Annotated in this window: 19 protein-coding genes; 7 read left to right on the top strand and 12 right to left on the bottom strand. The window is 48.8% G+C overall.

Going from position 1 to position 22,499, the window contains the following annotated elements; genetic code table 11:
- Nucleotide 1: 1 nt before the first annotated feature.
- Entirely contained in the window at nt 2–1,543 is a 1,542-nt protein-coding gene (locus FCL45_RS07865) for an ABC transporter substrate-binding protein (RefSeq protein ID WP_136797290.1), read from the bottom strand.
- Between the two features lie 24 nt (nt 1,544–1,567).
- Entirely contained in the window at nt 1,568–3,196 is a 1,629-nt protein-coding gene (locus FCL45_RS07860) for a gamma-glutamyltransferase (protein WP_136797291.1), read from the bottom strand.
- A gap of 597 nt (nt 3,197–3,793) precedes the next feature.
- Between FCL45_RS07860 and FCL45_RS07855 the strand changes: the two genes are divergently transcribed.
- Both FCL45_RS07855 and FCL45_RS07850 read left to right on the top strand, forming a co-directional pair.
- Nucleotides 3,794–5,422 carry a gamma-glutamyltransferase family protein gene (locus FCL45_RS07855; protein ID WP_136797293.1) on the top strand — a complete coding sequence of 543 codons (1,629 nt, stop codon included), beginning with the start codon at nt 3,794–3,796 and terminating at the stop codon, nt 5,420–5,422.
- Nucleotides 5,423–5,534: 112 nt separating this feature from the next.
- Nucleotides 5,535–6,911: a sigma-54-dependent transcriptional regulator gene (locus tag FCL45_RS07850; protein WP_176360009.1), complete on the top strand. Its 1,377-nt coding sequence runs from the start codon at nt 5,535–5,537 to the stop codon at nt 6,909–6,911.
- Between the two features lie 112 nt (nt 6,912–7,023).
- On the opposite strand, the gene nrfA is transcribed toward FCL45_RS07850, so the two are convergent.
- The 7 genes from nrfA to FCL45_RS07820 form a co-directional block, all read right to left on the bottom strand.
- On the bottom strand, nt 7,024–8,499 hold the full coding sequence (gene nrfA, locus FCL45_RS07845; protein WP_228721456.1) for an ammonia-forming cytochrome c nitrite reductase: 1,476 nt from the start codon (nt 8,497–8,499) through the stop codon (nt 7,024–7,026).
- A 512-nt stretch (nt 8,500–9,011) separates the two neighbouring features.
- Complete coding sequence (locus FCL45_RS24335; protein WP_217907691.1) at nt 9,012–9,860, bottom strand: 4Fe-4S binding protein; 849 nt, start codon at nt 9,858–9,860, stop codon at nt 9,012–9,014.
- The gene (locus tag FCL45_RS07840) at nt 9,860–10,036 is read right to left on the bottom strand and encodes a hypothetical protein (RefSeq protein ID WP_217907690.1); all 177 of its coding nucleotides are present in this window, start codon (nt 10,034–10,036) and stop codon (nt 9,860–9,862) included. The genes FCL45_RS24335 and FCL45_RS07840 overlap by 1 nt, the downstream gene beginning before the upstream one ends.
- Nucleotides 10,037–10,711 (bottom strand): TorD/DmsD family molecular chaperone, encoded by a 675-nt coding sequence (locus FCL45_RS07835; protein ID WP_136797299.1) that lies wholly within the window; start codon nt 10,709–10,711, stop codon nt 10,037–10,039.
- A 42-nt stretch (nt 10,712–10,753) separates the two neighbouring features.
- Nucleotides 10,754–12,145 carry a radical SAM protein gene (locus FCL45_RS07830; protein ID WP_136797301.1) on the bottom strand — a complete coding sequence of 464 codons (1,392 nt, stop codon included), beginning with the start codon at nt 12,143–12,145 and terminating at the stop codon, nt 10,754–10,756.
- Between the two features lie 151 nt (nt 12,146–12,296).
- Nucleotides 12,297–12,908: a 4Fe-4S dicluster domain-containing protein gene (locus FCL45_RS07825; RefSeq protein WP_136797303.1), complete on the bottom strand. Its 612-nt coding sequence runs from the start codon at nt 12,906–12,908 to the stop codon at nt 12,297–12,299.
- Between the two features lie 15 nt (nt 12,909–12,923).
- Entirely contained in the window at nt 12,924–15,731 is a 2,808-nt protein-coding gene (locus tag FCL45_RS07820; RefSeq protein WP_136797304.1) for a molybdopterin-containing oxidoreductase family protein, read from the bottom strand.
- Nucleotides 15,732–16,142: 411 nt separating this feature from the next.
- Between FCL45_RS07820 and FCL45_RS07815 the strand changes: the two genes are divergently transcribed.
- Nucleotides 16,143–16,757 (top strand): outer membrane protein, encoded by a 615-nt coding sequence (locus FCL45_RS07815; protein WP_338031722.1) that lies wholly within the window; start codon nt 16,143–16,145, stop codon nt 16,755–16,757.
- Between the two features lie 172 nt (nt 16,758–16,929).
- On the opposite strand, the gene FCL45_RS07810 is transcribed toward FCL45_RS07815, so the two are convergent.
- Together FCL45_RS07810 and FCL45_RS07805 are read right to left on the bottom strand one after the other, a co-directional pair.
- On the bottom strand, nt 16,930–18,192 hold the full coding sequence (locus FCL45_RS07810) for an amidohydrolase family protein (protein WP_136797307.1): 1,263 nt from the start codon (nt 18,190–18,192) through the stop codon (nt 16,930–16,932).
- A gap of 223 nt (nt 18,193–18,415) precedes the next feature.
- Entirely contained in the window at nt 18,416–18,973 is a 558-nt protein-coding gene (locus FCL45_RS07805; RefSeq protein WP_136797309.1) for a hypothetical protein, read from the bottom strand.
- Nucleotides 18,974–19,201: 228 nt separating this feature from the next.
- On the opposite strand from FCL45_RS07805, the gene FCL45_RS07800 reads away from it, so the two are divergent.
- From FCL45_RS07800 to FCL45_RS07785, 4 genes are all read left to right on the top strand, one after another.
- On the top strand, nt 19,202–19,585 hold the full coding sequence (locus FCL45_RS07800; protein WP_228721455.1) for a hypothetical protein: 384 nt from the start codon (nt 19,202–19,204) through the stop codon (nt 19,583–19,585).
- A 102-nt stretch (nt 19,586–19,687) separates the two neighbouring features.
- Complete coding sequence (locus FCL45_RS07795; RefSeq protein ID WP_136797311.1) at nt 19,688–20,512, top strand: AraC family transcriptional regulator; 825 nt, start codon at nt 19,688–19,690, stop codon at nt 20,510–20,512.
- A gap of 287 nt (nt 20,513–20,799) precedes the next feature.
- On the top strand, nt 20,800–21,597 hold the full coding sequence (locus tag FCL45_RS07790) for an alpha/beta hydrolase (RefSeq protein ID WP_136797313.1): 798 nt from the start codon (nt 20,800–20,802) through the stop codon (nt 21,595–21,597).
- Between the two features lie 8 nt (nt 21,598–21,605).
- Nucleotides 21,606–22,250, top strand: a complete 645-nt coding sequence (locus FCL45_RS07785) for a DNA-3-methyladenine glycosylase family protein (RefSeq protein WP_136797315.1) — start codon at nt 21,606–21,608, stop codon at nt 22,248–22,250.
- 69 nt (nt 22,251–22,319) lie between these two features.
- Here FCL45_RS07785 and FCL45_RS25235 read toward each other — a convergent pair whose 3' ends face one another.
- Nucleotides 22,320–22,412, bottom strand: a complete 93-nt coding sequence (locus FCL45_RS25235; protein ID WP_136797450.1) for a PEP-CTERM sorting domain-containing protein — start codon at nt 22,410–22,412, stop codon at nt 22,320–22,322.
- Between the last annotated feature and the right edge of the window lie 87 nt (nt 22,413–22,499).

The following is a 22,499-nucleotide window of genomic DNA, read 5'->3' as shown; positions in this document are numbered from 1 at the left end:
CTTATTTTTCCTTCCAGACGTTAAAGAAATACAAGTAAAGCTCATTGGCAAACCCATGGACCTTATTGTTGCTTATACGAAGATTTTTGTAATCACCAACCTTGATGTACGGCACCTCATCATAAACCAGGTCCTGAAACTGCTCCAACAGTTCATAGCGCTTGTCGAATGCTGTTTCCTGACAAAAGCTTGCGAAGAGTTTTTCAGCTTCAATATTGTCCCAACCCGCACCATATTTGAGGTTCATTGCTGTGGTAAGGGAAGGATCGGCCTTGCCGGTAAAACCCGAACTGAACATGCTCCATAATTCAGGATTCTTTCTTCTGGACAGTAACGTTGCCCACTCCATACTTTCCAGGTCGATATTCAGCCCGGCTTTAATCATGTTAACCTTAGCGGCAGCAGAAAGGTTATACTCTAACGGCCCGGCCATCCAGGATATTTTCTCACCGTTATAACCGGCCTCTTTCAGCAGTTTTTTCGCTTTTTCAATATTATTCTGGTTATATGACTCTTCACCTGCAGTGGAATGCCAGACCTGTTCTTGTAATGCCAGACTAGGGTCAACACGCCAGAAGACACTGTCGCCGTAACCTGCCGCCATATCACCATTGACATCCATGGTAGCTAACATTGCCTGGCGAACTTTCTTGTTCTTCGTAGGACCGAACTTGGTGTTCAAAACAAAAACAAACCATGCTCTGGCTGGGGAGATATATGTTGTAAGATTTTTAGCGTCTTTGAGTCGATCATATTCATCGGTTGGCACGAAGTCAGCGAAATCATATTCACCACCTTCAACACCATTTACACGTACTGGTTCTTCCGATATTCCATAGAAAACAATCTCATCCAGATACGCATTCTTCTCACCGGTATATCCATCGCTTGGGGTTGTGAGGGCTTTATAACCGTCAAAACGTTTCAGGGTGATATGGTCGTTTGGACGCCACTCAACAAACATATATGGCCCGGTACCGACATACTCCGCAGCAGGTTTGCTCGGATACTTGAGAGCAATCTCTTCGGGTATAATGACCGGTCCGCCGAGCAGCATTGCCAGGGAGTTCATTAAAGTTCCCCACTGCTCCTTGAGTTGAATAACAACAGTAAACTGGTCCTTGGCTGTCACCGACTCAACATGTTTAAAGAGCTGCTTGCCATAGGATGCAATTGTTCCCCAGCGGTTTAACGAGGCCACGACATCAGCAGACGTCATCGGCTTATTATTGTGGAACGTTATATCCTGCCGTAAGGAGATGGTATAGGTGAGCTTATCATCAGTTACCGTTGGCATGTCTAGTGCCAGCATTGGCTTGATCTCACCTTTCTTTGTAAACGCATACAAGCCTTCATACACGTTCCCACCAACAAATACTGAAAGGGTGGCTCTGGTTGCATGAATATCGAGAGTCGGCGGGTCGGAATCGATAGCAACCTTCAAGACACCACCGCTGACTGGTTCTTGTGACGCATGCAGGGGCATTACCGCCACCAGCATCATAAAAACCATCGCAATTATCGACCTCATTTTACCTTTCATAAATGCTCCTCCTTTTTTGTAGTTCTAGTTTGACAAACGAACTCCTGATGCACTCCCATCTCTACGAATTTCTGCAACGCCTTGATATTTAGAGGTATCCTGCATTCTCAATGTGGCATGAACTGCGCCGAAATAGAAAGGTGGATAGTGATCCACCAGATACCCTCTCTGCTCTAACAATTTGGAATATTCTTGTGGGAATCTATCCAATTCCACAAGTACCTTCTTGTACTCCTGACAATGAAATCGAGGTAGCCTCATTGCCTGATCCATTGGCATTCCTGCATGAAGAACGCGGATCAGGAAAAGGGACAGGGCAGTAACAATTCTCTGCGAGCCGGGACTGCCACCTGTCAACCATGGAGTTCCATCATTGGCCATCATGATAAACGGGGCAACAGAACACGGAGCAGTCCTTCCAGGAATCAGTGCATGAGGATGATAATTGGGCAAAGCAAAGGAATCGATAAGATAATTATTGTACATGAATCCAAGACCATCCGCAGCCGCCTTTGAACCATAGACCATATTTACCGACTGGGTAATACCAACACAATTCCCCTCTCCGTCCATAACCGAAAGATGCGTTGTTTCACCCCCTTCAAGCCCTGGATGATTGACATCCTGTACCAATGAGTTAAGGATTTGTTCTACAGTCTTATCAATTGATTCCTGCGATAAGATGTCGTCATTTAGATAGTTATAAAGGTCTGGATGAGGTGTTTGCTCCATCCGTATGCGATAGGCGCTGTAAAAAAGGTCGGCGAAGAAATCTAGCGCTTCCTCAGAAAGAATGTCAATTCCACGGGTGGCCATGTTTTCTGCCACCAACAGAATATATGCCAGCAGTCTACCCTGCGTTGGAGGCGGAGTAGTGAGCATTTTACAGCCAAAGACCTGCTGCTCGATTGCTGGTCGCTGATGTGGCCACGGAATCACTGCAAGGTCTTCTCTAGACAAAAATCCGCCATTTCCTGCGATATCTTCCGCAATCCTACGGCCAGTTTTTCCTATATAGAATTCTTCCACACCATTTTCTGCAAGACGCTTGAGCAACCGTGCCAGATCGGGCTGCACAAATGTATCTCCTACGTCGAAGGGTTCAGCACCATCTTTGAGGAAATATCGGGAACCGCTTCTTCCCGGTATTGACAGAAAAAATTCCAACTCCCGCTTTTGCAGGTCATGCTGAAGTTGTGTGATTTCATACCCATCCTCGGCTAACTCGATGGCAGGTTCAATAACCTCTTCCCAGGTCAATCTGCCAAATCTTTTTTGCATGCAAGCCAATACCACTGGAGTCGTTGGTACAGATGTCCCCTTGTACCCATACAGGACATCGGATCTTGTAAGAGTTGAGGCATTAAGATGCTGGGGAATCCGCCCTGACCCATCAAGAAAAATTGAGCGCCCGCACATATTCAGCAACCCATACGATTGCCCGCCAAGACTACATGCTTGTGGTTCACAAACACAAAGGGCAAGAGCAGTAGCTACTGCTGCATCGGCAGCATTGCCTCCTTTTTCCAGCATCGACACGCCAGCCTGGGTAGCAGCAGGGTGGGCTGCTGCCACCATACCTCCAGCACCCTCAGAGCAGACATTATCGTCTGTCGACTGAAAGAGTTTTTCGATTTGACTTCGTTTGTTCATAATTAATTCTTCTTTGGATCGACCAGCCCACCGGTATCGGCTCCATTCAAGTCAAAACCGAGAACCGGCAGGTTCTACGGCACACTAGCAGAACTGGACTACACAATATTTTTTTATTGATTCTGTCATTCTCACTGGCGGATTACCCTGTATTTTCTCAAAGTTAAACATCCACCACTGACACTTGTTGCAAATAACGCGCCAAAACACTATCTGACTGTTATTAGGTCATTCAACTTAAACAACTACTCAAATCGACAATCTCCAGACTCCATATTTGGGACTAAACAGTTCTCAATTCAAGCAAACGAGAACCCTCAGTTCCCATGCTGGCGCCTGGAATGCGAAAACACCTTTTTTGTTATACTTTCATCTATATAAAGACAATTTCAGCCACCTCTCCCTTGACAGTTGCGTCACAAATTCGTAGTTATGCCAGACAGGGCATCACGCATCACATCAAAAAGCCATCAACCGGGAACCTCAAGTTCCCATTTTACACAATGCAGGAAGCAATGGTTGCATGGTTAATCCCGTTACCATCCTTCCAACTATTCCCACAAAAGTGGGATATATGCGCTAAGGCCGAGGGCCAGAATGGATTTTCAAAAAATCGAAAAGCATGAAAGAGATGACTGCGGAGGACATTTCGGCCGTTCCCAACATGGGATAGTCGTGACCGCATTTCATGAAGCCACTAAGGCGGGCGTGAGCATGCTTGAAAAAGGTGGGAATGCAGTTGATGCTGCCTGTGCTGCCTCAATGGCTTTATGCGTCTGCGAACCTCAATCAAGCGGACTAGGCGGTCAGGGTATCGGTATGATCCATATCAACGGACAAACCTTCGCTCTGGACGGCTCAAGCAGGGTACCATCACTGGCCCACAACCAACGCATTCAAAAAGGTGAACGCTCTTTCGGTTATAAATCCGCCACTATTCCCTCTATTCCGGCACTGATCGGCTACTTACATCTGGAATATGGAAAACTTGATTGGGATGAGATGCTTCAGCCTGCCATAGAACTGGCATCAACCGGATATGCTATTTCTGAATTGCAACACACTCATCAGGTTAATCTGCTTGATTCATTCCTCCGCAGTGAAACCCTTTCCGGTGCTAAGTATTTCCTGAAAAATGGTATCGAACCATATAATGTCGGCGATCTATTTGTGCAAAAGGATCTTGCAGGCGTTCTCTCTATTCTGGCCAAGGAAGGACCACGATCCTTTTACCTCGGCAAGATTGCTCAACAGATTGAGGAAGACATGCGAGCCCATGGCGGACTCATCCGTCGGGACGATCTTGCCTTCATACCGTGGCCGGTGGTACGTAAGCCAATCCTGGGCCATTATCGAAATGTGAAAATCTTCACTGTCCCCCCGCCGGCTGCAGGGAGAGATCTTCTTCTCGTCCTGCAGATGCTCAATAATGCGGAGCCCGACTTCATCAGCACAATGACGCCGCAAAGTGCCCGCATTCTTGCCGAGACCCTACGCCATGCTTTACTCCAACGGCAGCAGCATCCTATTCGTCCAGAGATGTACAGACAGGAAAACGACCACACCATGGCCTCCCCCTCTTTCGCTGCCGATCTTTACAACTCCATCCTCTCGAAGACCGGGCCTGAGACCACTATGCGCAATTACCTCAATACCGGGAACGACACCACACATCTCTCAGTGATGGACAAAGAAGGTAATGCTGTTGGCATAAGTCAGTCTATCGAATCATTATATGGTTGCAGAGCAGCAGCCGAAGGCCTCGGATTTCTATATAATAACTACATCAACACTCTTGAAGTCAAAGACCCGAGCCACCCATATTACCTCAGGCCAAACGCAACGCCCTGGTCTTCACTTGCGCCAACTATCATGTTTATGAACGAAAAACCCTGGTTAACCCTTGGCAGCCCAGGTAGCGACCGAATTTTTTCAACCATGGCCCAATTCATCATCAACCTCATTGACGGCAACAAAACGTTATACGAGGCTATGGAACAACCAAGATTGCACTGCAGCCCCGGGGGGGAACTAAGCCTGGAACTCGACAGATTTGACAAAAAAGTTATCCGCTCGTTAAAAAAGACAGGCTATCAGCTCGTTAAGCGGGAACCATATTCCTTTTATCTAGGCGCAATCTATGCCGCCATGCGTTGCCAGACAAAAAACGAATTTCAGGGGATTGCCGAGGTAAGAAGGGAAGGTAAAGTCCTGGGCCCGAATTAATTCTAACAATCACGAGCGATAAAGAGACAACACTGCCATGGTAGCCAGCATACTCATTATAACTGATAGGCCAGCCCAGGATTCTTTGTTCCCAAGCTCACTACGTAACCTTTTGAGCAAACATCAAACCGGCATCATGCAAAAGGCAACAAATATCCTGATAGAACAACAGCCGGATGCATTGATTTTTGATATAGATACCATCCCGGAAACCGGAAAAAATGGGTATATGGAATTTTATGCCACACTTCGGAAAGTTGCCCCTGAAGCAAAAATCGTTATTCTTACTTCCACAGCGACCAGCAGCAAAGCAGTAAGACTGAGCAACAATGGCACCCCATGCCTTACCTTGCCAACAACCCACGACCAGATTATCACGGCTGTCCATTCGGTTATCAACCAGCCAGACCCGGCATTCAATCCAATATCATTTCTCGCACCCGATGTCGGAACAGGGTATCCGACAATGATCAAGACCAAATCGAGAGTGATGCACCAAATGCTGGAAAAAGTTGCTCTCGTAAGCAAGACTGAAACAACAGTGCTACTTACTGGGGAAACAGGAACTGGTAAAGGAGTCATTGCCCGATTGATCCATGACAGCTCCCAAAGGAGCGGAGAATCGATGATGAGCGTTCATTGCGGGGCAATTCCCGAATCGCTTATCGAGAGTGAACTGTTTGGCCATGCAAAAGGTTCTTTCACTGGGGCAATCAAAACCAAAAAAGGCAAATTCGAACAAGCATCAAAGGGAACCATCTTCCTCGACGAAATCGGCACAATCACTGCCGCAACCCAGATCAAACTCCTGCAAGTTATTCAGGACAGGACATTCCAGCCTATCGGCAGCAACCGAACCCAATCCACCGATGTGAGGATCATTGCTGCCTCAAATAATGATCTCGGTAAAATGGCACAGCAAGGGGAGTTCAGAACCGATCTTTTCTATCGCTTAAATATTTTCCCGGTAGAAGTCCCACCGCTTCGGATGAGAAAAGAAGATATCAGCCTGTTCATCGACTATTTCCTCTGTCAGTTCAATGCAAAGCACGGAAAAATGATTTTTGACCTGACCGATGAGGTTCTCGAATGTTTTCAGCAGTATGAGTGGCCTGGAAACATTCGAGAGCTGGAAAATCTGCTCGAACGAGCATACATTCTTGCACAGAATTCCTATCTGGACGCCACTCTCTTCCCGACAGACCTGTTCAAATTGAGACCCTCTCAAATTAATCCGCTGACCTGCAAAAACAACACATCACACACATCAATTAAGAGACTGGCCGAAATACGGGATGAAGCAGTCAGAAAGTCAGAAAAAGAGTACCTCTGCACCCTACTCTCAATGCATAATGGTAAAATCGAGGCCACTGCTAAAACTGCTGGTGTAAGTCGCCGGCAAATTCACAAACTTCTGACAAAGCACAATATCAAGAAAGAATTATTCAAGAACAAAGCGCATAAAGTGGCGGAGGACAGTCATCAATAGCTCGCATTTGTTACTGTGCTTGCAAACAAAAGAATCCCCCTGACCGATCTGTTATTGTATAGATCGGCAGGGGGATTCTTTTTTATCCAGATTGTATAGCCTTTAAAAAGTATTACTTCGGATATGAAGTATTATCCGTCATGCCTTTTCTTGCATCAGGATCGAGATATCCGTTCTTGATTGCCGATTCAGTCCACTCTTTAAAAAGCGTATTACGGAACTGGATTTTCGCTTTGATCTCTTTTTCCAGATCAACACCGGCAAGGGCCTGTGCTTTCTCCTTGGTTGAGTAATCCGGGGCCTCGTAGTTCATGACACCATGCTTGGCCAGGATTCCGGCAAGCTTGATTCGCGCATCTGAACCTTTATTAATAGCCACCCCAAGGACCCTCAATGACTCTTCCGGGGCATGGATATACCCGCCATGACTGGCGATGGCGTAATCCCAGAACCACTGACCGGAGCGGAGCAGTTGCAGCACCTCTGCCATCTCGGCCTCGGTTGCCCCGGCTTCCCAGGCTTTTCCTGCTTCCAGATGAGCCGTAGCCAGGGTGTTCATTGCCATCTGATTCAACTGCTCTCTGCGATTGTACTTTATCTCAAGTGTCGCCTTGAGCTCTTCTTCGGTCGCATCGTGGCAATTCAGGCAGCTGTTTTTAATATTTGTCATGGGGTTACTCACCGCATGATCAGCTTCGCCATCAGCCGTCTCAGGCATATGACAATCAGCACAGGACACCCCGCGCTTAAAATGAAGGCCGGTGGTATAGAGCTCATAATCGGGATGTTGTGCTTTCAGCATCGGGGCCTTGCTGATACTGTGGGTCCAGTCGGCAAAGTCAATGCCATCGTAGTACGCCTCCGCCTCTTCGGCGAGGAATCCTTCTGACCACGGCAAGGTAACAACCATCGCTTTCTGATCCGCTCCCGCCGTGTCTTTATACTCAGTTGCCTTAAAGTAGTATTCGACATGGCATCCGGCACAGACCAGAGAGTGCATCTGGGTATCATCAACTTTGCTATAATCTACCGGGCTTGCCTCCAATCCGCGCGCCAGATAATCTCTGGATATTGTCAATTCGTAGGACTCGCTGTCATGACAATCGGCACAACCAATTGTATTAACGATCTGATCCCCCAGTCGGGCCCACTTGCCGGTGAAATATTCATTTTCACCATCTTCGTCAATTACGCGCTGAACATCAGGTGACTTACAGGTCCAGCAGGCCGTTGGCATCGGGCCGTCTGTGGGGCCTGTCGGTGCTCCGGTACGTAGCGAATTGACATTGCTGACCAGACCATACATATGCCCACGAGCCTTGTTATAGTCTTTAGCAAAACCATAGCCAGCCCAAAGAATGACCATCTGCGGGTTTTTCTTGAGCATATCTACGATTTCATCACTTTTGCTTGTTCCCCTCCAGGACTCGTAATAGTCTGGAAACTCCGCTTTCCAGTCTTCGTTCTTGGCTTTGACAGCCGATTTCCCTTTCGTCCCCCCATGACTGTCGCCAATGGCAGAAGAGAACATCCCCAATGCCATCAAAGCAATCAGTGAAACTCCAAGTAACAGCGCATATTTTTTCACGGTTTCCTCCACACATTAGAATTCTCGTACACCCAGATTAGAGTGAGCATTAAGCCGGTTTCTCTCCCAACCATGCGGTACTGCATGGTGTCACTCAAGCAACTGCTCTCTATCCACTGGTCCTCGTAAAACTTCGTGCTGACATTTCTCGTATATTGTTACGTTCGATACCAAACGGGACTGGCGACTTTGCCAATATCTGCAATCGTCCTGACGACTGTCGCCCCAGGACAATTACAGGGTTTTCATGAACACAACCTGCACTCGTTTGAAAGGAGACCGTGTCCCTGACGTTTACTCCTGCCAAACGCTGCCTTTGTATTCACAGAGAGTATTATCTGGATAGGTTTCAACTGAATTCCGGAAGGTTTACCACCTCTCATGCAGGGATTAACTCTCTTTAAAGCACGAACGAAATGATCATTGTCATGACAAACAAATACTCTTTCTATAGTTATACTTAGCGAGCTTGCGATGTCAAAAAATCGAGGTGTAATAATCTTTAATCTGTTCTAAATTTCACTCCTGATCGCCGCTCTCCGGCAAGCAGTCTCACAAAGCCCGCAATCACTGCAGCGGGATACATCAAATATTGGGACATCGCCTTCAGTTGAACAAACCAGGGCTGAATTACGGCACATCTTTGAACAAAGACCGCAGCCGTTGCACAGTTCGTGATCAATGATACGACTATGGGGGGAGATCCTGACTTCACCTTTTCCGCCGGTCAGATCACGATACCTCCTGAGCTCCCGGAGGTATAACCTGTGCTTGGCCTGTTCAGGGTCAAAGGGTCGTGGGGCGTCTCTTTCCGCCGAACCGCCACGGATCGTCGTTTCAACAATCCGTCCGCTCAGTGCTGCTACCTGTTTCAGGAGGGTTCTGCGATCCGGCTCACGGATGTTATTCCCCAATGCATTATTCACATTACCTGGATCACCTGAATCATGATGCATCGAACAGGTAATAACGGACTCCTGTTTCCGGATATCGACAAGAGGGAGCCCGTTTAAATACAGTGTTCTCTGCAGGCTGTTCAGACAAATTTCCACATGCTCCCAGCCACCACCATAAAGGCAGGAGTTACAGTTCCCGAAGCTCAGCTCCAGCCGGCATACGCCATGGGTACCTAAAAACACAATCGCTCCGGCATGGAGACTGGCAAGACATGGCAGCAGGACACCACTTTCCTTTCTGCTCTTTTCGTTAAGATTGCCGCAATAGAGAGTAAGCTCTCCATGCACGACAACCGTGAGCAATGTTTCCAGCCACTGTTCTTCTGTTCCGGATTCGCGTTGAAACACATCAACCGGGCAGGCCGCGACACACCTCTCACACTGCACGCATTTATCACCAATCATTACGGATGTGCCTGGTTTACCGATACAAACAGCACTGGTGGGGCAAACATCAAGGCAGTTGCGGCACCCTGCCCTTTTGTGGTAGAGGCGTATGCAACGCCGAGGATGAATAGCAGGTTGCCCTGTCCGTAACTCACAAAGCTTTGCCAGGAACGAAGGTACTGACCACATACCATTCAAGCCATCTCGACCTGAAGAAATCGATCCAGCAATCGCGGTTCAGCCTGGATGTAGCCACTCAGCAAGCTGGCGATGGAACTGTAAACACTTCCCCTGCCTGCAACTTCATGCAACTCTTCACAAAATTGCGGTAGCCAGATCAACAGATGCTTCTGCAGAAAGCGCTGCTGAGCGTTAAACGCCTCTCTTCGTTTCTCACCGGCAAAATCATCAAGCTGGTCTATCAGCAGCGAATAGAAGGCCATCTCAGTGACGATACTGTCTTCATAAAGCGGTGAGCCTTCAACGAGTCGCAAACCATGTTCGTAATAGAAGCGCCGGACTTTGCGCCACGGTTCCCTCTTATGCACCCTTTGAGATGACAAAACAGCTGAGGCTGTGGTAACAACACCTCGTCCCAGACAAAACAGGCCGGTGTAGTTTTTCTCCATCATGAGTTGCTGTTCTGCTTCGGTGAGATTTCCCACCCCGGCCTGCCACTCTTCAAACTCGACCAGCCCTCTGGCGTATAAGCCATTTGCATCCAGCTCATGTTCGTAATACCGATCCAGCAAATAGAGCAGAGACTCAAACTGCACTGACTTGGGATAATTAAAAAATATATCCGAGAACAGGCTCGCCAACTGAGATCTTATCCGATGCAGGATTTTACCGTTTATCATCTCGCTCATATCGATCTCCTCTCGTCTGGTAACACTTGGTTATCGCCCTCACTACAGGCCGAATGGATCAAATGTCTGTGGATCTATCTGTTCCATATGCACCTCACGGACAACAGTGAGTCCCTCCGCTTTTTCATTTTCAGCAACAGCGTATGTCAACACGGCTTCACGTATATCGCTGGTTTTGAGATGAAGCAGGTCTTCAGGATGACATTCAAGAGTCCTCTGTTCAATATCCCTGATAAGTCGTCGAACCCCGCAATTACGCAAAATTCGATACGCTTTGTCAGCATCCGTTCCCAGAAAACGCACCGATTTCAGAAAATGATCCTCTTGCGAGGCCAGCTCGGTAGGGGCGGGATGAACTGCCTTGTTTTGCTGGTAAATCTGAGATGTTAGCTTATTCTCAAGGCTGCAGTAGTGTACACCGACCCGAAATTCATGCCTGCTCGCATGCAACAGGCAACGCAAAGCTTCCGTTTCACTGCCGTCGATAGGCAGGCCCCCTGCATAATCGTAATTGTAAAGGACCTTGTACGGCCTCTTTTTGATGCGGTAGCCCTGCTTTTGGTACCAATCGGCATGGTGCCAGGGAAAAAGAAATTCCAGCAGGTTAACACTGAAAATATCAAGCGTATTACAAAGCTCGAGAAGCGCCACCATATTGGCGAAACTGTTCGGCATAACCGGTACTTCAACAGTGACTTGGGAGATATGTCTTGCACAGCAACTGAGCACATCCCCGATTGGCTGTAGCAAAAACTCACCATACATATCGGGCTTGAGACCCAGCCGAATCTCGTTTAGCCAGGGCGACAGACTCGACAGCATATCGTCTGTTACCAGGTCTCCATTGCTGTACAGACGGGTATGAATTCTGGCATCGTGTGCTTTCACATGATGAAAGAAATCCCTGCACATATCAGGATGGAGCAATGGCTCTCCACCAGTCAACGCCACTGCCTGGACTGTCTTTTGCCTTTGGGCAAAATTGTCGAATTGGCTGATTACATCATTGGTTGTCCTGCTCAACTGTTCATAGTTATGCTGATTACGATTGGTACAGAAAAAACAGTCCCTGTTACAGGCAAGGGTAAGGATAAAAGTCGTGGAACCCTCTGCTCTATTACAATATTTACAGGCTGGCGAGAGACGGTTTAAAAACAGGCTATGCGCATTATTTCTTTGTTTGAGATCGAAAGCGGTAAACTGCCGTTTCAGCGCCGAGATCTCTTCAAATCTATTCGGGCCGAACTCAAGTCCTAGCCGGTGCACCGCTTCGCGCAATCGTCTTAACTTGTTCTCAATTGGCTGACAATACGCTTGATAACGTGGGTCGACAAAACTATGTGAGTCGATAATCGCCCCCTCATGAATAGTGCTGAGTTGATATACTGGTGGGCAGAGCATTGTCTGCCCACCGTCCAGGAGTCTGTCGGACAATGGCTTCCCCCAAACTCTTCGGAATTTTCAAAAAACAATGCTCGCAGATAAGCGAACGAAATGAGATGTCGATATCAGGCATATGGCTGTGCTTATTTTTTGAAAATATCTCGATTTTGACCAAAGCCCCTATTGTCCGACAGGCTCCTGGTCAGGTCTTTTGCCTAAAAATAAACGACGGCACCGTGGGGTCGATTTTTTCCCCTTCCATAGAAACATTATCGGCGGGCAGCCCCAGAACCGTTTTCACTGTCTTTTCATACTTTTTCTCCAGTTCCTCCAGCGGCCCGAAATCAAGGGCGCGCTGGAGACAGGCACCGACACAGGCAGGGGCCAGCCCCACCTCCCTCCTATCCCAGCAGCTGGTACACTTCTGCATGGGGTGCGCCTCTTCCCAGTCTTCACCTGATACCGGTTCGCTGTCATCATTCCCGAATTGCGGTGCACCAAAGGGACAGGCCCGTTCACATTCGTGACACTCGATACAGATCGTCCGATCGACAAGCACCACCCCGTCTTCATCTCGTTTATATATGGCATCCACCGGGCACACCGGCAAACAGGCCGGGTCCGCGCAATGATTGCAGGCCATGGAGAGGTTAAAACTTCGGGCGTCCGGAAATTTCCCCTGCTCTATATGGGTGACCTTACGCCACACGGCAGGGCCGGGGGCAACACTGTTCCAGTCCTGGCAGGCAACTATACAGGCCTTGCAGCCGGAACATCTGGTCTGATCGTAATAAAATCCATGTTGTGGGCTCACATCGACCTCCTATCCCTAAGCTTTGACTATTGCCACCCGACAGTCGTTTGCCAGGGTCATAGCCTTGGCAATCCTCGACGGTCGCAGACTGATCAGGCAGTTAGCGTTGCCTCCTATGTCCACTCCGTCTGCATCGAGCTCGGTCCAACTCCCCTGGCCGATCATGATATAGCCTTTTGGTACCAGCTGACTGAAGATGACAGAGGCATAAATCGCGCCACGGTCATTACTGATCTTGACCTTGTCGCCTGTCTTCATTCCCAGCTCTTTTTCATGATCTGAGTTGACGATCACCGATTCATACACCCCCTCTTCCCAGACATTGAGGCTGGTCGATTTGTTGCTGATAAACGCCGGGTTGCCGTCAGCATCTTTCTTATACTGCTGATTAAGCCAGGCAACCTTGTTCAGGGTGGAGTGGGAGCGCTGCATCAGGTGCCAGGTGTGCAAGTTGTAGGTATATCCTTTTGGGGTCGATTCGGTCAGATCCGGATGCGGATATTTACTGCCATCCGGATGTCTGCCCTCCACAAGCGGAATATACATCGGGATAGGATAAACAAATCTGGCGGAGTCTGAGCCCTGGGGATTTTTGGCATCCATGATCAGCCCGCCGACTAATCTGTCATCAGGATCGTAGTTGTCGTGGAAGCGTGCCTGAAAATCCTCCATCAACAGTTTAGAGTAGGCTTCTATCTTACCCGATGGTGTGGCCAGCGGGTTGGCAACGGGGTTGGTAAAAAACTCGCCATAAACCACAAGCGGCGGGGTCGGAGCCTTCCAGACACCTTCCTTCTTGAACTCCTCCCAGGAAATATCGTAGTACCCCTCAGCCTGCAGTTTTTGCCAGCCTTCGCTGAGGCGCTCTTCCATGGTTTTGCCTTCGGTAAAAACCTCCTTTTTACCCATGGCTTCAGCTATTCCGGCACAGATATCATACTCGGTCATCGCCTCCCCCGGGGGAGCAATGGCCTGATTCACCCCAACAACTTCATTGCCGAACCAGCCTGTGGTAGCGCCCGGCTTTTCCATCTGCATGGCACCGGGCAGAACATAATCTGAGTATTTAGCGCTGGTGGTCATGAAGTGATCGCAGGTAACAATCAGCTCGGCCTTGCTGCGGTCTTCAATGATCTCAATCCCCAAATTGACGTCACCATTCTGGTTCAACAGGACATTACCGCCGAAGTTCAACAATGCTTTATATGATGCCATCTTCCTGACCTGGCCATCGTTCCAGCGGGAGGCACCTACATCATTTTCAACATTGTCCAGCCAGACAAAAGCGGCGAGATCCTTATCCGTGCCATTCTTAAGATACTCTTTTGGCACAGACAGTTCGTCGTAATCGTAAAAAGAGAGTTTTAAATCCCCGGTGTTCATACCATGACCAGGCGCTTTCACATAACTCCAGCTCGGCATGCCCCAGGCTGCGCCGGGGTGACCGATATTCCCGGTTATAGTCGAAAGAATCCTGCCCAACCAGACGCCCTGCTCCGCCTCGGAGTTTCGCTGCAGGCCGGTGCCCATCCAGGTGGTGACCTTGCTGTCGAGATAGAGGTCGGCAAATTTGCGTATTTTCTCTGCAGGCACACCGCATATCTCGGAGGCCCATTCCGGGGTTTTCGGCAGCTGACCGTAAATCGGCGCCCGTTTACCGAAGAGTTCATCTTCCTTATTGACGCAATAACCGATAGTCTCAGGATAAACCGACGTCGCCTTGTTGAGACCCGCCTTTACCAGGGAATCATCATTCCCCATAATGAATGCACTCAGCGAAGCGCCGACCGGCACGGTATACCCATCTACATCACCATGGTACGATGCAGCCTCCGGATCATCAAAAAAACCATGCACATGCGATTTGATGAAACCAATATCCAGGTCCTTCAACCGTTTGGTAAGCAGATGGTGCAGCATACCAGTAATGAGAGCTGCGTCGGTGCCGGGCATAACGGCAATAAAATCATCAGCCACGGTGTCAACGGTCATGGAGACCCGTCCATCCACCGCAGTTATCGGCACGCCTGCTTCCCGAATCTGGGTGAGCAGCCAACCGCTCTGGGTTCCCCAGATCGACTCCAGGTTATTCAGGCTCCAGACCACCAGTTGCTCTGCGTTGATCGCATCGTCCCGATAGTTACAGGCAGGGGTGTAACCGGCACCCTCAAAAAAAGAAGCCATATGATCTATGGCCCCCCAACTGTAATCATCCCGATATCCCGCAAAGCCGGAATAGACAGTATTGAGGAGATGTTTGGCAGAATCCCTGGCCCAACCGGTTGAATCCCCGGAACTGTATGAAGCAAAAACCCGTTCACCGCCATATTTGTCATATATCCCCTGCAACCCGGTACCAATCTCCTTAAAGGCCTGTTCCCAGGAAATTCTGACGAAACCGTTCATATCACCCCGCTTACCGGTCTGCTTCAATGGGTGCTGAAGCCGGTCTGCGCGGTAAAACCACTCACGCCTGGAACGGCAGCGCACACATGAGCGTAACTGGGGATCGTTGCCGTCTTTCAACCCCTTATCCGGGCGCTCATCGGTGACGATCCGCTTCACGACACCTTCTTCTATGTAATATTTACTTACACAACGCCCACCACAATTATGTGGAGTTGCGCCCATGACCACTTCGCCTTTTATCGGTGGAGGACCATTGGTCTGTTGACTTGCCTCGAATTGCGCCTTTGCCGCTCCGGCTTTTTCACCACCCAGATTCATGGCAGTTGCCAACGTTGCCGCACCCATACCTTTCAGGACTGTTCTTCTTGAGACATTCGGCTCCAAGGACTTTGTGGTGGTATTTCCCTTTTCCATCAACCTTTCCTCTCAACTGCCGTAGTTTCAGAGATGGCATAAGATAAAAGGTTACTTATGCCGTAATTGCCTGGAAATCTGTTCTTCCGGAAAAAATCGCACAACAAATGACTTTCAAAATTATAGCGCATGGAAGGAGTCAAATTCAATGAAGAGGCTAAGAACTCAACCACTTTCGCAAAATCACTTCCGCACTGACAAACACCCGCCAAAGAGAATGTCATTTTACTGTTTATTTTCATAGTATTACACATTACCATCCAACGACGACCTACTACGTTGTGGTGTTAATTTCAGAAAGGGGATTTGAGGAATGAAAAAAGCAGTAATACTTTTAACTCTGGCAGCTGTAGCGGCTCTGCAGGTGTTCAGACGGCAAACGCCAAGAGTAGCCGTAGTTTCAGGGTTTATATGGCAACCGAGGGCGGCTGGAGTGACACCAAGCTGAAGGCTGGTGGAACTACAAACTATGGTGGCGCCACCATCTACCTTCCTTTTGACGGCCACGATTCAGACGGAGTAAATTTTGGCACCATAAAAATTGGTGCCGAGGTAAATGACAACCTGCGAGTGGACCTGGGATATACCAAATATGGTGATAGCAGTTTTGTAACACCAACTGCTGACAGTTCGCCTTATTTTATCCATACAGACTTCGAAACAGAAGCCGTCTTTCTCTCCATGAATTACGATTATCTGCAGTTCGAGAAAACCAGTTTTTTCATTGGTGGCGGTATCGGTATTGCTTTACTCGACGCAACAGTTCAAGAAACGGACATAAATGGTGATAGTACCACTTGGCTTGATGGCTCTGACTCCACTACCAACTTCGCCTGGAAGATTGAGACGGGCGTCGAGTACCTGCTCACCGACAACTTCTCGCTTTATGGAGGCCTACGCTTCGTCGACCTCGGCAAGGTAGATATAGCGCTCAAAAGTGCTCTCAACGGTGGGACAGACGCAGGCAGCTTCAACCCGCGCCTCAACTCAAAGGAGTTGTTTATGGGGCTGAGGTACCAGTTCTAAGTGTGGTCGAAAAAAAGGCCCCGCTGGTGAAAACCGACGGGGCCTTTTCTTTTCAATATTCCTGCTCACTGGTAGAAGAAAATCATCAGCAAATATGTCAGAGAGCAGCAGAGACACAGTATGCTTTTCCTGTTCAACCAACCCGGCATTCCATGCCTCTCCGATGCTGATATTACTCTGGTTTAAGTAGCCTTCCACCTACATAACGGGCTGCAATCCACCTGTCGTCACCAATATAGAGAAACTTCTCCAGCCTGTCCTCCAGCGAATACCGTTCCTTGTAGAGGGGATCATCATCTATCACCAGAGCATCAAGTTGGTAATCTCTCTTTAGTTTCCCCATCCTGCCGAAAAAACCGCCGCCGGTCACGGTCGCCATATAAAAAGCTTCCGAAAGGCTCAGTTGTGCATCTGGTTTGTCCACGGCCAGGATTTTGGAAGACTGTACAGCCCGGACGATCGCCTCGTTCATCTGAATCTTGTGTCCACCGGCAATATCACTGCCCAGACCAACTTTCAGGCCACGGTTCAGAAATTCTTTAACCGGGGCAATGCCGCTACGTACGTTGATGTTCGAATCGGGGCAATGCACCAGGTAGACATTCCCATTCCGGCACATCTCGACCTCTTCTTCCGTGAGATACACGCCGTGCGCCATGAGCGTCGGGGTCTCGCCAAAAAGTTGGTAGCCTGCATATACCGAAGCATAATTGGCATATTCAGGGAACAGCTCTCTTACCCATTCGATCTCGGCCCGATTCTCACTCAAGTGAGATTGAACCGGCAATCCGTTGGCTACAGCCATCTCACCAAGCATCTTGAGAGCTTCTCTTGTGCTGGTGGGGGCAAACCGAGGTGTGATTATCGGCCTAACCAGCGGCTCATCCTTATATTTCTCGACCAGATAACGGGTTCCCTCAAGCGACTTCTGCGCCTCTTCAATAATAAAATCAGGCGCGTTGCAGTCCATGTTGACCTTCCCCACAAAACCGCGAATCCCAACTTTTTTGAACTCTTCGAACAGGCATTCGGTGCCGACCGTCGAGGAGGTGGCAAAAGCACAGGCCCCCAGTGTTCCGTATTTGCAGAGATCTTCAACGTACCTGCTGTATACCCGATGTGCATATTCGGGGTCGGCCAGGTCCTTCTCCAGCTTGTAAGTGTAATCCTGCAGCCAGTCCAGCAACTCTTTATTCATGCCGGTGCCGCATTGCAGATACTGCCCGGCATGGTTGTGCAGATCGTAAAACCCAGGAATGATCAGGCTGTCACCGTAATCGGTAACGTCTATACCATGATACTTTTCGGGTAAGGAGTCACACACATCGATAATGCTGCCGTTCTCTGAAACGATGTATCCGTTCTCAATTATGGTAAATTCACTCGCCGAATCGGTGAAGACAATATGGCCCTTAATAACGCTGACGGAGTTCAAACTTCGTTCTTCCTTTCTATAAATAAAATCGACACTGCCCCTACTCTGACAGAACCCTAGGAGGCTGTCCGAAAATAGGGCTTTTGGTCAAAATCGAGACATTTTCAAAAAATAAGCACAGTCATGCATCTGATATCGAAGTCTCACTTCGTTCACTTATCTGCGAGTATTTTTTTTGGGCAATTCCGAAGAGTTTGGGAAAAAGCCATTGTCGGACAGAACCCTAGTGGACCTTCCGCAGTTTCCTGCCATTGCCAAAATGGATAGTCTTGCCGGCCTTGACCATGGCCTCGATACGCTCATTCACTTCGCTTACCGGGATATCCAGCGCCTCTGAAAGTTGCTCGGCGGTGTAGTAGTTGCGGCCGTCCTCATCCTGCATTTGCGGAACCAGGCCGGGGAAGCGCAGATGAAATGCCCTGGCAACCTCTGCCCGCGCCTCTTCGGGCACGTTGTCGAAAATGAATCGCATTACGGCATGCTGGAGATACGATGAGCCGGATCCAAGCGGACAACGTTCTTCCCCTGCAGCTTTTATGGCACTTTCCAAATCGCGAAACTGGTTATACAACCCCTGTATAATCTTTTCACCATCATATGGTGAAAGCTTTTCGCAACAACACCCTATAACAGCCTTGCCACAGACCGGGCACTCCTCACCGGCGCACCCCCCATGATGCATGGTCCCCACAGCACAACCACATTCCGGGCAATAATCATCACTTACTTGCCTGATCTGCCGCTCGGAACCAAAAGCCAAACGTTTCGGATAATCTCTCATGTCTATTCTGAATTATTGAATAAATTGAAAATGGCAAATTCGCTGAACTGGTTATAGTATAAGCACAGCGGTTCCTATTACCAGCCGGGCGTTGGCAGCCGAAATACCGGTGAAACAAGCCTTTGAAGGTTCAAGCTACTTCATGTATAGTGGTTCTCTTGATATCACATTAATGAAAATTCGCGTTTTCAGCTTCTAAATAGTATTTATTTTTTGCAGTTTCAGAGATTGGAGAAATTCATGTCACAAAGAAAGTTTCAACGTGCCCAACAAAAAACGAACAAAACAAATCAGCCCACAGCAGCCCCTCAGCCGGACCCGAACCACCAACCGTCAATACAGGCGCTGGTCTGGTATAAAAAAGAGCATTGGGATACTTTAAGAGAGCTGTTTGTGGACAGCCACCTGTTGCCAGTACAATATGAAGATTGGTTGCAACGGGCCGAAGCCATGAAATCCCAGGTGGAAGGTACCGGAGATACCGTGGTGAAAGTTCATATCGATCCAGAAACCTTTCCACAGTGGTGCAAGGAAAAGAATCTGCCCTTGAATAGCGAGGCACGCTCGCAGATGGCCATTGAGGTTATACAAGCCCAGTCTTTCTCCATTTAGATCGGCTTGAAAGGGGTGAGACAATACGGTCTTCTCAATGAGAAGACCGTATAAATTCGTCACATATTCCCGAAACATTCTGTTTACTGAACTCTACCGCTGATGGACAAAGAACAGGCAACCATATACCGGGCAGAAAAACTTGAAAACCTTCTGGTTTTTCAGGCCAGGTATCAACGGTTCAAATTTGGACGCCATACCCACGAGGACTTTGCGCTCGGCATAATGGAACATGGTGTACAGAAATTTTACTGTCGTGGCGAAGCACGGTTTGCCACCCCGGGCAGCCTGATCTCCGTCAACCCGGATGAAATTCATGATGGCATGTCAGCAGACCAGAGTGAGTTTCATTATAAAGTTATTTATTTGCCGGTTGAGCTGCTGCAGAATATCGGTAACGAAATGGTTGCACCGCGCAGTTTTCACACCTTTAAAAATCCGGTAACCAATGACCCGGAAGTCGCAGCAGGCCTGACCTCACTCTTTGCATTACTGGAGGGAGAGAGCACGGACCTTCTGGAAATGCAGACACTGCTCTTTGGTCTGCTGGCCTTGATGCTTGAGCGGCATGGCACCGAGCGCAGGACGCTGATCACAGGCAACGCCATCCACACTCCGATACAAAAGGCATGCACCTTCATCGATGATATGGTGAAAGAAGAGATTAGTCTCGACGATATCGCAGCCGCAGCAGGGCTCTCCCGTTACCATTTTCTCAGACTCTTCCGTGATGAAAAGGGAATATCACCCTGGTCGTATCTACTGCATAAAAGGCTGCAACTGGCACGCACAAGTATTCGTCTCGGAACATCTCTCACAGATGCCGCACTGGATGCGGGCTTTTCCGATCAAAGTCATATGAGCCGCCGCTTCAAAGCCACCTATGGCATCACCCCCGGCCAGTACCGCCAGGCATATCTGAGTTGAAATTTTATTCCGGCTCCACATGTTTGCCATGACCTGTTTTTTATCCTCCGGTAAACGAAGCAAAAAACTTCGTCAGGCCTTGTAAGTTTGTGGAACAAAGCAGACCACAAACCGATCTCGGGCAACATTCATCTTTTTTCATATGTAACTCCCTAAAGTCTGCATGTAATTACACATTACCCTTGTCTCCAGACTCGTTATTTCTTCCTTGCCCACCACTAATCAGTGTATACTTTTTTTACCAGAGAATTTGTTTTTACTGGTAATACCACTACCGATACCAAGATATGCTAAAACTGACATTAACCATACTCCTTTTTACCAGCGGCGCATATGCCGTGGTCTGCAGCATGATGTACGCTCTGCAGAGATCCTTGATCTATTTCCCTACCCCGGAAGTACAAACCGATGAAGCCCAAGCCTTTCGCCTGTTCAATGAGGGCCTGTCACTGAAAGTCTGGGCAACTGCCAAGACGAGCGACAAGGCACTTATTTATTTCGGTGGAAACAACGAAGACGTGAGCACCAACATCTCGAAATACAGAGATCTTTTCCCGAATCACACCGTTTATCTGCATAACTACAGGGGTTACGGCGGCAGTGAAGGCAAGCCGACTGAAGAAGGTTTGTTTGCAGACGCCCTGGCGCTTTACGATCATATCGCCGAAAGGCACGGCTTCATCAATGTGATCGGCAGAAGCCTCGGCACCGGCGTGGCCGTCTATCTTGCCAGTGAGAGAAAGGTGGAGAACCTCGCCCTGGTTACTCCGTACGACTCAATTACCAATGTGGCAGCGGGCCAGTATCCCTACCTGCCGGTCAGGCGATTGCTGAAAGATCGCTTCGACTCCCATGCCCGCGCTGGTCTGCTTTCAGCGAACACCTTACTGTTGATCGCCGCCAATGATGAACTCATCCCTACCGGACACAGCGAGAAACTGGCCGAAGCGCTCAACCCGGACCACACCAGGGTAATTACTATTGACGGAGTCGATCATAACTCTATCTGCGAATCCCCAAGTTACGACAGGGAGTTGTTCACCTTTTTCACCACAGGTGAAAAGCCCGAACCAGTTGATAGCTGATTGCTTACATGAACGCTTCCCACTCAGCAATTCAAGAAAGCCAGCAACAGGCCATTGACCAGCTTATCAAGGCTGAGCCGGTCTTTGGCAAGATTGTCGATCTCTACGGGCCACCTCCGCTTTGGCAACGTCCTGAGGGCTTTCCCTCCCTCATCCGCATCATCTTAGAACAACAGGTCAGTCTTGCTTCAGCCAAAGCCGCATTCGACAAGCTGCTTGCTGCCAGCGGTGAACTAACGCCACCCCGTTTTCTGGAATTTTCCGACGAAGAACTGAACACCATCGGTTTCAGCAGGCAAAAAACCAGCTATGGTCGCTATCTTGCCCAGGCTATAAATGACAATGATCTCGACCTTGAGGGATTAACCAGGCTCGATGACGACCAGGTTAGAGGAGAATTGACCAAAATCAAGGGAATAGGTATCTGGACTGCAAACATCTACCTGTTGATGGCCATGCAGCGCCCCGACGTCTGGCCAAAAGGCGATATCGCCCTGGCTACGGCGTACCAGCAACTCACAGCTATTGATGGCCGACCCGGCAACGATGAGATGGAGAAGTTCAGTGAGCCCTGGAAGCCATACCGTTCCGTCGCCGCAACACTGCTCTGGCATTACTACCTTTCCAGCCGAGGAGCTGCGCAATTGATATAATTGATCGTCTCTACAAAAAAAGCGAGACCATAATTCATAGCCTCGCAGTAAGACTGGTAAAACTGCAGATTACTTTTTAGCTTTTCTATATGCTGCTAGTGCTGCCAAACCGGAAGCAAAAAGTATCAGAGTTGCCGGTTCAGGTACGGGCTCCTTCCGAATAGCTTATCCCCGTAAATAAGGTAATCTGATAGTTTCCAGAAGTTGTTCCACCCCCAAACACTATCCCCTGCCCAGGCATCCCCTGGA

The sequence above is a fragment of the Desulfosediminicola ganghwensis genome (genome assembly GCF_005116675.2).
Lineage (GTDB): Bacteria > Desulfobacterota > Desulfobulbia > Desulfobulbales > Desulfocapsaceae > Desulfopila > Desulfopila ganghwensis.
Note: the sequence above shows the minus strand (reverse complement) of the source record. Positions and strands in the feature narration are given on the sequence as shown.

What these genes read in the sequence shown, in the direction of transcription:
- FCL45_RS07865 (WP_136797290.1), bottom strand. Translation starts at nt 1,543, where the DNA reads ATGAAAGGTAAAATGAGGTCGATAATTGCGATGGTTTTTATGATGCTG.
- FCL45_RS07860 (WP_136797291.1), bottom strand. Translation starts at nt 3,196, where the DNA reads ATGAACAAACGAAGTCAAATCGAAAAACTCTTTCAGTCGACAGACGAT.
- FCL45_RS07855 (WP_136797293.1), top strand. Translation starts at nt 3,794, where the DNA reads ATGGATTTTCAAAAAATCGAAAAGCATGAAAGAGATGACTGCGGAGGA.
- FCL45_RS24335 (WP_217907691.1), bottom strand. Translation starts at nt 9,860, where the DNA reads ATGATTGGTGATAAATGCGTGCAGTGTGAGAGGTGTGTCGCGGCCTGC.
- FCL45_RS07840 (WP_217907690.1), bottom strand. Translation starts at nt 10,036, where the DNA reads ATGGTATGTGGTCAGTACCTTCGTTCCTGGCAAAGCTTTGTGAGTTAC.
- FCL45_RS07835 (WP_136797299.1), bottom strand. Translation starts at nt 10,711, where the DNA reads ATGAGCGAGATGATAAACGGTAAAATCCTGCATCGGATAAGATCTCAG.
- FCL45_RS07820 (WP_136797304.1), bottom strand. Translation starts at nt 15,731, where the DNA reads ATGGAAAAGGGAAATACCACCACAAAGTCCTTGGAGCCGAATGTCTCA.
- FCL45_RS07815 (WP_338031722.1), top strand. Translation starts at nt 16,143, where the DNA reads ATGGCAACCGAGGGCGGCTGGAGTGACACCAAGCTGAAGGCTGGTGGA.
- FCL45_RS07805 (WP_136797309.1), bottom strand. Translation starts at nt 18,973, where the DNA reads ATGAGAGATTATCCGAAACGTTTGGCTTTTGGTTCCGAGCGGCAGATC.
- FCL45_RS07795 (WP_136797311.1), top strand. Translation starts at nt 19,688, where the DNA reads ATGGACAAAGAACAGGCAACCATATACCGGGCAGAAAAACTTGAAAAC.
- FCL45_RS07790 (WP_136797313.1), top strand. Translation starts at nt 20,800, where the DNA reads ATGCTAAAACTGACATTAACCATACTCCTTTTTACCAGCGGCGCATAT.
- FCL45_RS07785 (WP_136797315.1), top strand. Translation starts at nt 21,606, where the DNA reads ATGAACGCTTCCCACTCAGCAATTCAAGAAAGCCAGCAACAGGCCATT.